The organism is Clavibacter sp. VKM Ac-2872 (genome assembly GCF_015351105.1).
Lineage (GTDB): Bacteria > Actinomycetota > Actinomycetes > Actinomycetales > Microbacteriaceae > Clavibacter.
The window spans coordinates 1805391-1820705 of record NZ_JADKRR010000001.1 but is presented as its reverse complement, the minus strand read 5'-3'; the positions used below and the strand labels follow the sequence as shown (position 1 = coordinate 1820705).

Annotated in this window: 10 protein-coding genes; 1 reads left to right on the top strand and 9 read right to left on the bottom strand. The window is 72.8% G+C overall.

The genetic code is table 11. From position 1 onward, the window contains the following. Nucleotides 1-53: 53 nt before the first annotated feature. From ITJ40_RS08580 to ITJ40_RS08555, 6 genes are all read right to left on the bottom strand, one after another. The gene (locus tag ITJ40_RS08580; RefSeq protein WP_194666626.1) at nt 54-1070 is read right to left on the bottom strand and encodes a LacI family DNA-binding transcriptional regulator; all 1017 of its coding nucleotides are present in this window, start codon (nt 1068-1070) and stop codon (nt 54-56) included. A 35-nt stretch (nt 1071-1105) separates the two neighbouring features. Then, on the bottom strand, nt 1106-2035 hold the full coding sequence (locus ITJ40_RS08575) for a carbohydrate ABC transporter permease (RefSeq protein WP_370532018.1): 930 nt from the start codon (nt 2033-2035) through the stop codon (nt 1106-1108). Further along, entirely contained in the window at nt 2032-2994 is a 963-nt protein-coding gene (locus ITJ40_RS08570) for a carbohydrate ABC transporter permease (protein WP_194666625.1), read from the bottom strand. Before ITJ40_RS08570 ends, ITJ40_RS08575 begins: the two co-directional genes overlap by 4 nt. 76 nt (nt 2995-3070) lie before the next feature. Further along, complete coding sequence (locus tag ITJ40_RS08565) at nt 3071-4387, bottom strand: ABC transporter substrate-binding protein (protein ID WP_194666624.1); 1317 nt, start codon at nt 4385-4387, stop codon at nt 3071-3073. Then, a complete protein-coding gene (locus ITJ40_RS08560; RefSeq protein ID WP_194666623.1) occupies nt 4384-6546 on the bottom strand; it encodes a glycoside hydrolase family 36 protein in 2163 nt (720 codons plus the stop codon). The genes ITJ40_RS08565 and ITJ40_RS08560 overlap by 4 nt, the downstream gene beginning before the upstream one ends. Nucleotides 6547-6618: 72 nt before the next feature. Next, complete coding sequence (locus tag ITJ40_RS08555) at nt 6619-9327, bottom strand: CBM35 domain-containing protein (RefSeq protein WP_370532017.1); 2709 nt, start codon at nt 9325-9327, stop codon at nt 6619-6621. Between the two features lie 603 nt (nt 9328-9930). Between ITJ40_RS08555 and ITJ40_RS08550 the strand changes: the two genes are divergently transcribed. Further along, nucleotides 9931-10761: a siderophore-interacting protein gene (locus ITJ40_RS08550; RefSeq protein WP_194666621.1), complete on the top strand. Its 831-nt coding sequence runs from the start codon at nt 9931-9933 to the stop codon at nt 10759-10761. Here ITJ40_RS08550 and ITJ40_RS08545 read toward each other — a convergent pair. From ITJ40_RS08545 to ITJ40_RS08535, 3 genes are all read right to left on the bottom strand, one after another. Next, nucleotides 10727-11632 (bottom strand): SDR family oxidoreductase, encoded by a 906-nt coding sequence (locus ITJ40_RS08545; protein WP_194666620.1) that lies wholly within the window; start codon nt 11630-11632, stop codon nt 10727-10729. The two genes, ITJ40_RS08550 and ITJ40_RS08545, sit on opposite strands and share 35 nt — an antisense overlap. A 139-nt stretch (nt 11633-11771) precedes the next feature. Beyond that, the gene (locus tag ITJ40_RS08540; RefSeq protein WP_194666619.1) at nt 11772-13781 is read right to left on the bottom strand and encodes an endo-1,4-beta-xylanase; all 2010 of its coding nucleotides are present in this window, start codon (nt 13779-13781) and stop codon (nt 11772-11774) included. A 170-nt stretch (nt 13782-13951) separates the two neighbouring features. Beyond that, a complete protein-coding gene (locus ITJ40_RS08535; protein ID WP_194666618.1) occupies nt 13952-15247 on the bottom strand; it encodes an endo-1,4-beta-xylanase in 1296 nt (431 codons plus the stop codon). Between the last annotated feature and the right edge of the window lie 68 nt (nt 15248-15315).

Genomic DNA, 15315 nt, shown 5'->3' with positions numbered 1-15315 from the left:
GGAGCGCGGTCCGTTCCCGCCACGGCGGTGCCTGTCCCGCTCGACGTCGAGCGCTAGCGACGCCGCGGGGCCGGCCCCGTGCTCTCGCGCACGACGACGACGGCCTCGTCCGTGGTGAGCGGCTCGGTCGGCTCTCCCGCCATCAGGGACTCCAGCTGCCCGAAGGCGCGGGTGCCGAGGGCGGCGAAGTCCTGGCGGGCGGTCGTGAGGGCGGGCGAGAAGAGCGGGGCGATGGGGTGGTCGTCGAATCCCGCGACGCTGACGTCCGCGGGGACGGCGCGGCCCTCGTCGGCGAGGCCGCGGATGACGCCCATGGCGATCTCGTCGTTGCCGCACAGGACGGCCGTCACGTCCTCGTGGGCGAGCCGGCGACCGATCGCGCGGCCGGACGCCGGCTCCCACGTGGCGTCGTGGATCGTCGGCTCCTCGATGCCGCTCTCCGCGAGGGTGCGCCGCCACCCGGTCGTGCGGCCGTCCTCCTTGCCGGACGGGGGCACGCGGACGTAGTGGACGGTGCGGTGCCCGAGCTCGAGCAGGTGGCGGGTGAGCGCCGCGGAGCCCGCGGCCTCGTCGATGACGGCCTGCGGGACGGCCGCGGCGATCTCGCCGGAGATGGCGACGATGGGCAATGACGACGGGACGGCGGCGAGGGCGGCGACGCCCTGGGGGTCGAACTTCAGGACGACGACGCCGGCGACCGCCTGCTGGAGCGCGAAGTCGACCGCCGTGCCGACCTCCTCCGGGTCCACCGAGTCGATGACCGTGATGCTCACCAGGTACCCGGATGCGCGGGCGCTCACCTCGATCCCGCGGAGGGTCTCGGCGTAGCCGTAGCGCGACGTGCCGCCGGACAGCACGGCGATGACCCGGGACCGCCCGTTGGCCAGGGCGCGGGCTGCCGGGTTCGGGCGGTAGCCGAGCTCCTGGATCGCCTTCCGCACCCGCTCCGTCTTCTCGGCGCTCACGCGCGCGGCACCGGTGATCACCCGGGACACGGTGGGCGCGGAGACGCCGGCCACGCGGGCGACGTCGTCGAGGTTGGCGGGTCGGCCGGCGGGGACGGTGGGCATGATCCCCTCACCATATGGCGGGACGACCGCGGCGGTCACTTGACGGCGCCACTGGTGATGCCCGAGATGATCTTGCGCTGCATGACCATGAAGGTGACGAGCAGCGGCAGGCTCATCACGATGACGTAGGCGAAGATCAGGTGCCAGTTCTGCAGGTAGAGCCCGCTCGAGGCGACCTGGAAGAGGTTGAGCGGCAGGGTGTCGAGGCGCCCGCCGACCACGAACAGCGCGTAGAAGACGTCGTTCCAGACGTACAGGCAGATGAGGATCGTCGCGGTGGCGAGGGTCGGACCGAGCAGCGGCAGGACGATGCGGACGAACACGCGCACGGGTCCGGCGCCGTCGACGCGGGCCGCCTCCTCCAGCTCGACCGGGATCGTGCGGACGAATCCGGTGACGAAGAAGACGACGGTCGAGAGGTACATGCCCATGTACACGCCGATCATGCCCTCGGGCGTGCCGGCGAGCCCGATCTGGCGCAGCAGCAGCACGATCGTGACGACGGCCGGCGGGAGCACGATGCCGCTGATGGCCAGGGCGTAGACCACCGCCATCACGCGGCTCGAGCGGCGGGCGAGGACCCACGAGGCCATGGATCCGATGAGCAGCACCCCGAGCACCGAGGGCACCATCACGAGCAGGCTGCCGAGGAAGGCCGGGAGCATGCGGCCGTCGGTGAAGACGGTCGCGACGTTCTCGAGCAGCTGCCATCGGGAAGGCGGTGCGAGGTCCGGTCGCAGCGCCTCGGCCTGGTCCTTGCCGGCGGTGACGACGACCATCCAGAACGGGATGCCCAGCAGGATGACGACGAGGGCGATCGCCGCGAGGGGCTGCAGGAGGCGACGTCGAGGCCGCCGGGCGACCCGCCGTCGCGGAGCGTCCGCGCCCGGACGACCGGCTGCCGAGGACGCCCGCGGCTCGGCCGGGGCTCCGTGGATCGGGGAGGTGGCGGTGGGGACGCTCACGAGAGCACGTCCTCTCTCTTGCGCAGGATGCGGATGACCGGGAAGGCGAGCACCGCGACCAGGAGGAAGAGCGCGAGGCTCATCGTCGTGGCCTGGGCGAAGAGCCCCTGCCCGAAGGTGCGGAAGATGAAGATGTTGAGGAGCTCCGTGGTCCCGCCCGGGCCGCCCTCCGTGGTGGCCTGCACCACGTCGAAGCCGTTCATGGAGCCGAGCAGCGAGGTCGCGACGTTGAACGTGACCGCGGGCGCGAGGAGGGGGAAGCGGATGGTGCGGAAGGTGGCCCACCAGCCCGCGCCGTCGAGGCGGGCCGCCTCGAGGACGTCGCCGCTGATGGTCTTGAGGCCGGCGAGGTAGATGAGCATCGAGAGGCCCATCCACTTCCACGCGTGGATCAGGGCGACGACGACGATGGTCCAGGTGGTGCTGCCGAGCCACGCGGTCGTGACCTCGGTGCCGGTGACGGCGCCGAGGATCGCGTTCAGGGCGCCGTCGGGCTTGAGGAGCGCCTGGAAGACGTAGCCGACGGCCAGGGCGGACATGACGACGGGGACGAAGAACGCGACGCGCGCCATGCGGTTCACGCGCGTGTCCGCCTCCAGGACGAGGGCGAGCACGAGCCCGAAGAGGTTCTGGAAGACGGCCACGAGGACGGCGTACACGAGCGTGATCCGGAGGCCGCCGATGAGGCTGCCGTCGGCGAGCAGGGAGGCGAAGTTGTCCGTGCCGACGAACGCGATGCTCGACTTGAAGCCCGACCAGTCCGTGAACGCGTAGACGAAGTCGGAGACGGTCGGGATGAGGAAGAACACCACGAGCACGACGAGGGCGGGGATGAGGAACCACGCGGGATGGTCGTGGGACTGGCGCCGGGTCGTCCCGCCGCGCCGCCCGGCGGCGGGGGGAGGGGTGGCCGATGGGCGCGCGGTCGGGGCGTGGAGTGCGGTCGGCGATGCGGTCATGGGGGCTCCTCGAGGATGCGGGGGTCAGGGCGGCGCTCGGCCGTCGCGTCGGGACGTGCGGGAGGGGCGGGCGGGATCAGAAGCCCGTCGCGCCCTGCGCCTTGGCGAGCTCGGCGAACTGCCGCTGGGTGGTCTCCGCGACCTGCTGGGGCGTCATCGTCCCCTGCAGCATGTCGGCGAGGTCGAGGTAGAGGTCCGGATTGGCGATGGCGAGCACCTGCATGGATCCCACGGCATCGGGGACGGACGCGGCCGCGGCCCGGAGCGCCTCGGGCACGTCGGACGGGGTGTCCACCCCCGTGAGGACCGGAACGGTCGACTGGTCCTGGACGAAGGCGGGGTAGCCCTCGCCCATCCAGTAGGAGAGGAACTGGCGCGCGGCGGCCTCCCGCTTCGCGTCGCCGGTGCGGAACGCGACGAGCGCGTTGCTCTGGTCGGGGATGAAGGTGGCGACGTTGCCCGTGGGGGAGATGGGGAAGAAGCCGATCTTCTGGTCCAGCTCGGCGGTGTCGGCCTTCGCCTGGAGCTGCGTGAAGAAGCTGTTCACCTGCATGACCATGGCGGAGCGGCCGGACAGGAGGGCATCGCCCTGGTCCTCGAATGTGGCCGTCCGGATGTCGGAGTTGAACAGGCCCTCGTCGACGAGCCCCTGGTATCCGTCGATGGCTCCCTGGATGGTGGGGTCGGTGAACTTCTCCTTCCCGGAGTCGACGCGGTCCCAGAGGCCGCCCTTCGCCGCGTCGGCGAGGGCGACGGAGACCCACCACTGCGTGGCCCACTTGTCGCCGCCCATCTCGAAGAAGGGCGTGACGCCCCTGGCCTTGAGCTCGCGTGCGTCGGCGAGGAACTCGTCCCAGCCGGTCGGGGTCGTGGTGATGCCGGCATCGGCCAGGACCTGCTTGTTGTAGTAGACGCCCTCGACGGCGGGGGTCGTGATGAGCGCGGCGTAGCGCGTGTCGTCGAGCAGGCCGGTGATGTCGGCGTAGTCCGCGGCGTACGAGCCGAGCCACGGGGCGCCGTCGAGGGGCTGGAGCTTCTGCTTCGCGTTCAGCGCCGTGAGGCTCGACGCGGTGGGCTGCCAGAAGGCGAGGTCGGGCTCGTCGCCGGTCGCGACCTTGGTCTGGACCCCCTGTTCGTAGGGGTCGGGGATGGTCTGCACCTCGACCTTGGCGCCGGTCGCCGCCTCGAAGCCCGCGACGACGCTGTCGGGGGTCTTCGTGCTGTTCTGGGCAGCCCAGATGGTGAGGGTCGTGCCGGTCAGGTCGGCGTCCTGGGCCGGCCAGGTCACGGGTCCGGCGGCGGGGCCTCCGGCTCCGGGATCGGTGCACGCGGTGAGCGCGAGGGCGGCGGTGAGGGCGAGTGCCGTCGCGCCGGTCTTCCAGGTGAGCTTCATCGGTCGTCCTTCGAGATGGGGTGGTGCGGGGAGGGGGAGGTGAGGGAGAACGTGCGGGCACCGACGGAGCCGGCGGGGGAGCGGACGGTGAGCGTGCCGGTCGCGGCGTCCCACCGGGTGGACCACCGGGCCAGCCGCCGCGGGAAGACGACGTCGACGTCGACCTCCCGGCCCCGGAGCGCCGGGAAGGCGAGCGCCTGCTCCCCGTCCGCGTCCCCGCGGTCCCAGACCGAGACGAGGGTGACGCGATCGGTGGAGAGCGCCGTGCTGACGAACCGGTCCTCCCATCCGGGCAGCCCGGTGGGCCAGGAGGGCACGGCGTCGACGAGCTCGGGACGGAGGGACCGCGCGGCCGAGACGGCCGCGCGGACGAGGTCCAGCTGCCGGCCGTCCATCCGGTTGAGGTAGCCGGACAGGAAGTAGCGGCCGAGCAGGCTCGTCACGAGGCAGAAGGCCGACTCCTCCTCCGTCATCGACGGCTGGGGGTAGGCCCAGCTCGCCGCCTGCTCGGGGAGCATCGACAGGGGGGCCGCCGCCGCGATGGGCGGGTACAGCAGGAAGTCCTGCTGGTCGGAGGTGGACTGCGACTGGACGCGGGACAGGATCGCCGGGTCGGCGCGCATGGCCCCGGAGGAGCAGGCCTCCAGGACGAGGTCGGGGTGGCGGTCGAGGACGCCGTCGAGCCAGGTCAGCACGGCGCGGGAGTGGCCGAGCAGCCCCGCGCCGGCGCTGGGGGCGTCGACGTCGGTCCCGGCCCCGGCGTCGATGTTGTAGTCGAGCTTGAGGTAGCCGACGCCGAGGTCGCGCACCAGGCGGTCGACGACCTCGTCGAGGTGGGCACGCGCCGCGGGGTGGCGGAGGTCGAGGTGCAGCCGCTCCTGCTCCTGGATCCGTCGGCCCGCGCGCTGGAGGAACGCGTCGTGGGGGAGGGACGAGGCGACGGGGCTCCGGACCCCGACGGACTCCGGCTCGAGCCAGAGCCCCGGCACCATGCCGTGGGAGCGGATCCGGTCGGTGACCTCGGCGAGGCCGCCCGCGAACCGGACGCGCGACGGCTGCCAGGCGCCGACGCTCGGCCACCAGTCGCCTCCGTCGTCGTACCAGCCGGCGTCGATGCAGAACACCTCGGCTCCCACGGTCGCAGCCGCGTCGACGAGCGGGAGCAGCTTCTCGGTCGTCGGATCGCCGTCCAGGGTGTTCATGTAGTCGTTGAAGACGATGGCCGGGCGCGCGTCGTCCGGATGCGCTCGCCGCGTCGCGCGACGGTGGCGCGTCAGCGCGGCGGCGGCCGCGTCGAGGTCGGCCCCGAGGGCGATGGTGACCGGCACGGTCGTGAAGGCCTCCCCGGGAGCGAGCGGCTGCTGCCACTGGTGGTCGACGTCGGTGGGGCCGGAGAGGGCGACGAACACGTCGTCGACGTGCTCGCCCACCTCCCAGCGCCATGGCCCGTTGTTCTCGACCTGCCACAGCCACGTCATCCCGCTCGCCGCGGAGACGGCGCCGCCGAGGGGGAGCGCGCCCCCGGTCGACCAGGTGCCATGCGCGGTGCGCCGGACGGCCGCTCGCGGCGTGTGGCCGGTCAGGTCCTGGTGGATGGCGGGCAGGTCGTCGCGCAGGCGGGTCGTCGTCCATCGCCCTTCGCCCAGCCAGTCGCTGCGGCCCTGGAGGAGCGACCACGCGTCGGCCGTCGGGAGCGACCCGTCCCGGGATCCGAGGGCGTGGGCCCAGGAGCTGACGGAGTGGAGGGTGAGCGGCGCGTCTCCCGTGTTCTCGATCGTGGTGGACGCGCTGAACGCCGCGTGCCCCGCGGCGCGGAGGCGGAGGGTGCTCCGGATCCCGTCGGGGGAGTCGGAGACGAGGTCCAGGCCGCCGTCCGGCGCGGTGCGCGCATCGGCGAGCCGGAGGGTCGCGCCGAGTCGCGACTGCACGAGGCGGGATCCGACGAGGGTGCGCCCGTGGCCGGCGGCGAGGACGTCCGTCACCGGGATGGCCCCGGGGATGCGCACCTCGACCCCGGCGGCTCGGGCGCCCACGAGGCGGACGGGCGCGTCCCCGTGCGCGAGCTCGAGGGTGAGGCCGGGGGTGCTCCAGAGGATCTCGCCGGACGGGAGCGACGTCGTCCGGTCGTCCCGGGGGAGCAGGAGGGGGTCGAGGGTCATGGGGGTCCTTTCGTCCCGCGTGACGGGAGGGGAGCCGGCCGGCGGCCTCGCGGTCGCCGGCCGGCGCGGGCGTCAGCGGGCGGTGGTGACGGGCGTGCCGACGACCTGCTTGGCGAGCGTGACGGTGTCGATGTCGGGGGCGTAGGCGCTCGCGTTGCCGAGGGTCAGCGCACCGCCCGCCGTGGTGAGGGTGATCGGCTGCGCGTAGTCCCAGAAGCTGCTCCAGGAGTAGTCGTGCCGGACGGTCACCCGGGATCGGGCTCCGCCGGCCTCGGAGACGTCGACGAAGCGGCTGATCACCTGCGGGTTGTAGTTGATCGCTGCCGTCTTGTCGGCGTTGGCCGCGGAGAGGGTGAGGACGTAGTCGCCCGCCCCCAGCCCGGACGGCCGGGTCATCGTCGCGGTGTTGCCCGCTCCGCCGCCCAGGCTGCCCAGGACGCCGACCGCGCCCTGCGCGTCGGCCGAGCCGTTCGACCCGCTCGACGCCGGGAGGGTGCGGACCGCCGTGGCGCCGGCTCGGGCGAGCTGCTCGGCCTCGACGCGGACGGCGTTCCCCGGCGCGGTGTCCGCGGCCCGCTGGCTGGAGCCGCGCGTGGTCGTGACGTCCGTGACGGTCGCCCCCATCGCCGAGGAGACGCCGATCTCGTTCACGCCCTGGGTCAGCCACACGCGGACCGTGGTGCTCCACGCGCCGGCCCCGGAGACGCCGCCCGCGGGCACCGACCGGTCGCCGACCTTCAACCCGAGCGAGGAGGCGCCGTCGGTCGTGTACCGCACGGCGACGTCGTGGTAGCCGTTCTCGGCCGCCGAGACGAAGAACGAGGCCGAGGCCGATCCGCCGAGCCGCGCACCGCCGTCCGCCGCGGCGCGGGGCTGCTGGTACACGAGACGGGCGCCGGACGCGAGGCGGGCCTCGGTCGCGGGGTACGTCGTGGGCTCGCCGTCGGTGGCGTCGCGCAGCTCGAAGCGGTCCAGCGTGACGCCGCTCCCCGGGAGCCTCGTCGTCCCGTCGCGGCTCGCCCGGAGCGAGAGCGAGTGGGTCCCGGCGCGGAGCGGGACGAGGACGTCGGTGCTGCCCCGGTACGTGGAGGACAGGTCGGCCGAGTACTTCACGAGCTGGCCGAAGGCGCCGTCCACGAAGAGCGCGTGCTGTCCGGGGGCCTGGCCGGCGCCGGCGAGCACGGACAGGCGGTAGGTGCCGTCACGGGGCACCGTGACGTTCCACGTGGCGGAGGATCCGACCTGGTCGAACCCGCCGACGTCGCTCCCGCCGGAGGCCATGAAGGACCACTCGCGCGTGGGATCCTGCGCCTGGACGGTGGCGTCGTGGAGTGCGGTGGACTCCGCCTCCACGCTGCTGACGAGCGAGGTGTCCACGGCGGGCCGCTGGGCGAGCGGCTTGGTGATCTGCACCTCGTAGGCGGAGTACCGGTCGCTGTTCGGGATGGTGAGGGTGGTCGCCCCGGAGGTGAGCGAGGCGCGCGTCGAGAGGACGACCGGGGGCTGCCCGGAGAGGCCCTCCGCGCCGTTCAGCCGCGCGGCGCGGACGACGACGTCGACGCTCGTGCCGAAGGTCGCCGGATCCAGGCCGGTCAGGTCGAGGCCGATGTCGGACGATCCGCCGCCGACGAGCACGGTCGCCTTGCCGTCGGCGTCGTCGCGCGCGCCGATCGCCTGCACCGTGTCGGCGACGTCGGCCTGCGGGGGAGTGACCTTCACGGTGCGGCTGCCGGCGAGGTCGCCGTACCACTTGAACATCCACCAGCCGCCGTTGGCGCCGTTGCTGCGGGCGGAGTTGTCGGAAAGGTTCCCGGCGTAGTTCCAGTAGGCGGTCTGGGCGTCGACCTTGCGGTCCTCGAACATCGAGAGCCACTGGACGAGCTGTCCGGGCACGCCCATGTCGCGGAGCATGCCGTACTCGGTGATGTCGACGGGGATGTCCGGCAGGCCGAGGTCGCGGAGGATCCCGCGGTACTGGTCGTCGTGCCCGCGGAAGGTGGCGAGGTTCTGGGTCCCGAGCTCGTGCCAGATGAAGACGTCGGGGAGCTCGGACCTCTGCTTGGCGTAGGCGAGCAGGTCGCGGCTGCGATCGGCGCGCCAGACCGAGTCTCCGGGCCCGCCGATCCTCGCCTTGCCGAGGCCGTGGGCCGCGTAGATCTGCTGGATCGCGTCGTACGCCGCGGACCAGTCGGCGAGGAACTGCGGCTTCTGGTTCGCCCAGTCGGGGTACCAGTTGCCGCCGTCGGGCTCGTTGAACGGGATGAACACGTACTTCTCGGGGTGCTCGGACTTCGTGGCCACCGCCTCCACGGCCTTGCGGAGGAGGGGCAGGTAGTCCCACTCGCCGTCGCCGTTCGCGTCACCGGGGCGCGTGCCGCCGTTGTAGGCCCAGTCGGGGTACTCGTCCTGCAGGTAGACGTACAGGTCCTGGCCGCCGGCGGCGAAGAAGCCCCGCTCGACATCGAGCGCGTCGCCGTTGGGGTGCTGGGTGCCCTGCGGCGGCTTCTGCGACGTGTTCGTGACGTGGGCGCCGGCGAGGACGGCGGGCGACGGGGAGCCGTCGTCGCCGAGCCCGTACAGCGTTCCCGTCGCGCCGCCGCGGAAGGCGCCGGTGCTGGTGCCGAAGTCGACGGCCACGCGACTGGTCGCGGCGGATGCGGATGCGGGGGACGCGACCAGCGACGCGCCGGAGAGCGCGAGCGACAGCGCGCCGGCGGCTGCGGTGCAACCGAGCAGCGCCCGTCGGAGGGGGGACCGGGTGGACTTCGACAACGTGGGCACTCCTTCGTACTTCCTCGAGGCGTTCACGGCGGCGTGAAAGCGCTGTCATGGATCATGACCGACGGCCATCTCCTGCGCAAGCGCTTTCAGGGATATTGCGCGGCTGTTCACGGAAGCGCTCGCGAGCTGCGCGCCGGGTCGAGCGCATCGTCCTGGCGGCGGTGCAGCTCGCGCGGGAGCGTCCCGACGCGGAGTCCTGGCGCACATCGCGGCCGTGGTGATCCCAGCGATGCGCGAGGCATCGGACCGGACATGATGGCCGGCGGCGTCTCGCCGTGGACCGCGCGCAGAATCCATCACCGATAATGCACATTATGTCACGTAACGTGTCAGGCCACCCCGCTTGCGCCTGCGGCGTCCCCCGAGGGCGCGCCGACGGGATCCGCGGCCCGGAGTCCCGTCCCGGCGCGATGCACGGGCCGGCATGCTCGAGGCCACCATGTCACCTGCGTTGTCTCCGGCGACGCCGTACGGGCCGAGCGGCGTCTGCTCGGCAGGGCTCGATGTCGGACCCCAGGCTCGCGTCGGCTCCCCCCGATGTCGGATGTCGAGCCGAGGCGGCTGCACGCACGAGGCGGCGGCGGTTAGGTTAGGCTTACCTTCATGCAGCGGACCAACATGCGGGCGACACGGACGAAGCCGGAGCGCGCGGAGCTCCTCATGCTCCGAGTGGTGCGTACCGAACGGGTGTCCCCGTCCTTCGTCCGAGTCGTGTTCACGGGTGATGACCTCGCCGGGTTCCGGCCCATGGGCTACGACCAGTGGTTCCGTCTCTTCCTGCCGCTCGACGGGGGCGACCTGACGCGGGCTCCGCGGAAGCTCGACGCCGTGAGCTTCGTGACGTACCTGACCGCGGCGAAGTCCGCGCGTCCGATGTTCCGGAGCTACACCGTGCGGGCGTTCCGACGGCTGCCCGACGGCGACGAGCTCGATGTCGACTTCGTCCTCCACGACGCGGGTGGCGGCCACCTCGCATCCGAGCCGACGGCGGCGGCCTGGGCGGTGGGTGCCCAGCCGGGTGACCTCGCGGGGATGATCGACGAGGGGATCGGGTTCGACCGGAACGTGCTCGGCCGGCCGATCGTGGTGGTGGCGGACGAGAGCGCCCTGCCGGCGGCCGCGGGCATCCTGGCGTCCTTGCCGCGCACCACTCGCGGGACCGCCATCCTCGAGATCCCCACGGAGGCCGATGTCCGGCCGATCGATGCGCCCCACGGGATCGACGTGCGCTGGATCGCTCGCGGCCCCGATCGTCCGCCCGGCGCCGCGGCGCTCGACGCGACCGCGCTGCTCCCCGTCGATGGCGACCACGCGGCCTGGGTCGCCGGCGAGCAGTCACTCGCGCGTGACGCACGACGCCACTGGGTCTCTGCCGGCATCCCGAAGGACCGGATCGCGTTCACCGGGTACTGGCGGTCCGGGCGCTCCAGCTGACACCGGACCCGCTCTCGCCCCGCCCCTCCGCCGCCAGGAACTCCGCCAGGCTCGTGGGCCGGCGGCCGAGCACGCGCTCGACGTCGCCGCTCACGTGCTCCATCTCGCCGGCGGCCATGGCGGTGTACGTGCTGATCCACGCATCCAGCTGCCACTCCGGCGCCTGCCACACGGCACGCGACGCGCGCGCCTCCTCGAGGGTCTCGTCCCGGTACGTGACGGGGCGACCCTGGGCGGCGGCGACCGTGGCGGCGATCTCCCCCATCGTCAGCGCCTCCGGCCCGGTGAGCTCGTAGGCGGCGCCGGCGTGGGCCTCCGGATCCCGCAGGGCCGTCGCCGCCACCTCGGCGACGTCGGCGCGCGTGACCGCTGCCACGCGTCCGTCGCCGGCGGGACCGCGGATAACGCCGTCCTCGCCGACGAGCTGGCTCACGAAGTCGATGTAGAAGGCGTCGCGCAGGAAGGTCCAGGCCATGCCGGACCCCCGGATCCGCTCCTCGGTCGCGTGGTGGTCGCGCGCCAGCGTGAACGTCGCGTCGGGGGCGGCACCCTGGAAGGACGTGTAGACCACGTGACGGACCCCGGCCTCCGCCGCCGCGTCGACGAAGGCGATGTGCTGCGCCCGCCGGTGCTCGTCCTCGGCGGCGGACACCATGAGCAGCGTCGACACGCCGGTGAGCGCCGCGACGGAGGCCGCGCGGTCTCCGTAGGACACCTGGTGCACGGTGGCGCCGGGTAGCTCGGGAGCGCGCGACGGCGTGCGCGCGAGCAGCCTCTGCGGGAGCCCCGCGTCGGCGAGGCGGCGGGCCACCGCTCCCCCGACGGCCCCCGTGACGCCGGTGACGGCGACGAGGCGGTTCTGCGTGGACATGTGCTCTCCCCTCCGCGCGGCGGCGGGCGGTCCGGACGGGATCCGGCGCGTCGCGCGATCGTCCGACACTATCCCGGCGCGCGACGCGGCCCCCGGCTCGCGAGGCGCCGGGGGCCGCGTCCTGACGTGCGTCAGGACGTCACGAGCCGGCGCGCGTCACGATCACGTCGAACTCGCTCGTCCGCACGTTGCCCGCGCGGTCCTTCGCGGTGCAGGTGACCGTCGTGGTGCCGACGGGGAGGATGGCGCTCCGCGGGGGCGCGCACACGACCCGCACGTTCCCGTCGCGCGTGTCGATCGCCGACGGCAGCGCGTACGGCACGCGCACGCCCGCGGTCTTCGTCGCCACGGCCGTGATGTCCTCGACGTCCTCGATGCGCGGCGCCGACAGGTCGGCCGGACGCGCGGGCAGCTGCTTCGGATCCACGATGCCCCAGTACGCGGGCGCGGCCTGCAGGTCGTTGTCGAACGGCAGCGGCTGCTCCCACGGACGCGCGATCGGCCACGTGCGCAGCCAGCTGCGCGCGTTGCCCACGCCCCAGAAGGTGACCGAGTCGATCGACGCGGCCTGCTGGCGGATCATCTGGAAGAGGTCGCGGTAGTAGTAGCCGACCTCGGCCGCCGCCTGCGCGTCGTCCGCGTAGACCGGCGTGTACGGATCCTGCGGCGCGCCGCTCACGTCGGCGCCCTCGTTCTGGTTCGACGCGTTGACGTCGAGCTCGGTGATGGCCTGCAGCAGGCGCGGGTCGACGCGCTCCACCGCGCGGATCGAGTCGCGCAGCCACGAGACGGGCCGCGCGAAGTCCACGTGCGCCTGGTGGCCCACCCCGTCGACCGGCACGCCGCGGGCCACGAGCGCGGAGATCAGCTCGAGGTAGTCGGCGCGCTTGGTCGGCACCTCGGTGTTGTAGTCGTTGATGAACAGCTTCACGCCCGGGAAGTGCGCGCGCGCCAGACGGAAGCCCTCGTCGACGAACCCCTCCCCCAGCACCTGGTACCAGCGGCTGTCGCGCATGTCGTGCGCGTTGGCGTTCGGGCCGTCGTCGATGACCTCGTTGACGACGTCCATCGCCCAGATGGGGCTCCCGCCGTCGGGGTAGCGCGCGGCGATGTGATCGGCGATGCCCGTGACGTGCGCCTCCATGCGCGCCTTCAGGATCGCCTGGTCGGCGGGGCTGTCGGTGAGGGGGCGGTCGCCGTCGAGGAAGAACCACGCCGGCGTCTGCGAGTGCCAGAACAGCACGTGGTAGTAGACCTTCGTGCCGGTGCGGTCGGCGTGGTCGAGCAGCTGGTCGATCTGCGCGAACGTGAAGCGGCCCTCCTCCGGCTGGACGCTCTCGGGCTTCCCGGCGTTCTCCGGCGTGAGCGCGTTGAACTGCCGGCCCACGAGGTCCGCTCCGGCGCCGACGGTCTCGCGCCCGTCGACGGCGACGCCCACGTGCTCGATGCCGCGGGCGCCGAGGACGTCCTTGAGCGCCGGGATGTCGGTCTGCACCGGGGTGCCGACGGCGTCGCCGAGCTGGAAGTCGTCGAGGAGGAAGTCGGCGCCGACCGTCCCCTCCACGTAGACCTGGGCCGTGTCGACCGGGCCGCCGAGCGTGTACGTGCCCGTCAGCTCGGTCCAGGCGTCGGCGGTGACGCGCGCGGCGGCGCCCGCCACCCCGTCGTAGCCGCTGCCGCCGTCGGTGTCGCGCTGCACGGAGAGCTTGAGCGACGCGGGCGCCTCCCCCGGTGTCAGGCGTGCCCAGACGGTCACCTCGACCTCCTGGCCGACGGCGAGCGACGACGTGACGTCGAGGGCGGCGCCGTGCCACTCCTGCGTGCGGTCGGTGACGAGCAGGCTGCCGGATCCGGTGCGCGCGGTCGTGCTGGGCGCGATCGCCACGCCGTCGCCGCGCGGGGCCCAGTCGCCGGTGCCGGACTCGAAGTCGGACCCCACCCTGGCGGGGGCGACGGCGTCGGCCGCCTGCGCTGGCGGTGCGCCGAGGGCGCCCGCGCCCACGACGAGGCCCAGCGCCGTGAGGACGGAGATGCCCCGCCGGCGGGCGGGATGGGTGCCGACGGGTCGGCTGCCGGTGGACCTGCTGCGGTCCGGGCTCGGAGGGCTGACGTCCGCGGGCGCGGACGTGCTGGTGCGGGGAATGCTCATCGTCGAACACCTCTCATGTGGTCCGACTTCGCTGTCGGATGCTCGCACCGTAGGCACCCGCACCTGCGGGGAGCAAGGTATTCGAAAACCTTTGTTGTGTTAGGCAACGAACGCGACGCGGCCCCCGTCCTCGGTGAGGACGGGGGCCGCGGTCGTGCAGCGTGCGGTGATCAGCCCTTCGGTAGCGGCGGACGCGGCGGGAGCTTCGACGCGTCCACGATGCCCCAGTACGCGGGCATGGCCTCCTGATGGATCCCGAACGGGAGCGGCTGGTCCCACGGCTGGTCGATCGACGGGCTGTGCAGCCAGGTCCGCGAGTTGTCGGAGCCCCAGAAGGTGACCGACTCGAGGTTGCCGGCCTCCTGCCGGATCATCGAGAACAGGTCCTTGTAGACCCAGCCCACGGCCGCGGCGGTGTCGTCGGGGTTCGAGTAGATCGGCGCCGTGTGGGCGCGATTCTGGCTGTTGCCCGTCGCGGCCGCCTGCGACGCGCTGACGTCCAGCTCGGAGATGGCCTGGAGGAGGTGCGGGTCGAGGGCCTTCACCGCGTGGATCGTGTTCCTCAGCTCCTCGATGTTGCTCCGGAGCCCGATGTGGCTCTGCTGCGACACGCCCATGACCGGGATGTTGCGCTTCAGGAGGTCGGAGACGAGACCGAGGTAGTCGGCGCGCTTGCTCGGCGAGTCGGTGTTGTACTCGTTGATGAAGAGCTTGACGCCCGGGAAGTACTTCTTCGCGAGCTGGAAGCCCTCGTCGACGAAGCCCTCGCCGAGCACCCGGAAGAAGGGCGTGTTCTTCATGTCGTGCGGGTTGCCGTTGGGGCCGTCGTCGATGACCTCGTTGACGACGTCCATGGCCCAGATGGGGCTGTTCCCCTTGGGGTACTTCGCCGCGATGTGGTCGGAGATCGCCTTGACGTGGGCCTCCATGCGCGCCCGGAGCAGCGCCTGGTCGGCGGGGCTGTTCGTGAGCGGACGACCGTGGTCGAGGAAGAACCAGCCGGGCGTCTGCGGTGGCCAGAAGTCCACGTGGAAGTACATCTTCATGCCGTGCGCGTCGGCGAAGTCGAGCAGCTTGTCGATGCCGGAGAAGTCGAACCGACCCTCGACGGGCTGGATCGCATCCGCCTTGCCCTCGTTCTCCGGCGTCATGGCGTTGAAGTGACGGGCGATGAGGTCGGCGGAGGCGCCCTGCACCTCGCCGCTGCCCATCGCCACGCCGACGTGCTCGATGCCGGCGGCACCGAGGACGTCCTTGAGGGCGGGGACCGCCATGCCGGAGACGGGGGTGCTCGGTGCGGCGGCGGACGCGGAGCCCACGGGGACGCCGACGGCGACAGCGGTGAGGACGGCGGCGGCCGACGCGAGGGCGGCGAGGCCGCGACGGGGGCGACGGCGGGCGTCGCGGTTCGGGAGGGACGGCGTCGTGCGGACGGACGCCTCGGGACGGGGTGGGGTGAAGGTCACTGGTGCCTCTCGTAGGGTGGATGGGACACGGCGACCCTAGGGAGGACCGGCAGCCCGCCGAGGGGTTT

Bases quoted from the DNA above. Each gene is read 5' to 3' on its own strand.
- ITJ40_RS08580 (WP_194666626.1), bottom strand. From the start codon at position 1,070: ATGCCCACCGTCCCCGCCGGCCGACCCGCCAACCTCGACGACGTCGCC.
- ITJ40_RS08570 (WP_194666625.1), bottom strand. From the start codon at position 2,994: ATGACCGCATCGCCGACCGCACTCCACGCCCCGACCGCGCGCCCATCG.
- ITJ40_RS08565 (WP_194666624.1), bottom strand. From the start codon at position 4,387: ATGAAGCTCACCTGGAAGACCGGCGCGACGGCACTCGCCCTCACCGCC.
- ITJ40_RS08560 (WP_194666623.1), bottom strand. From the start codon at position 6,546: ATGACCCTCGACCCCCTCCTGCTCCCCCGGGACGACCGGACGACGTCG.
- ITJ40_RS08550 (WP_194666621.1), top strand. From the start codon at position 9,931: ATGCAGCGGACCAACATGCGGGCGACACGGACGAAGCCGGAGCGCGCG.
- ITJ40_RS08545 (WP_194666620.1), bottom strand. From the start codon at position 11,632: ATGTCCACGCAGAACCGCCTCGTCGCCGTCACCGGCGTCACGGGGGCC.
- ITJ40_RS08540 (WP_194666619.1), bottom strand. From the start codon at position 13,781: ATGAGCATTCCCCGCACCAGCACGTCCGCGCCCGCGGACGTCAGCCCT.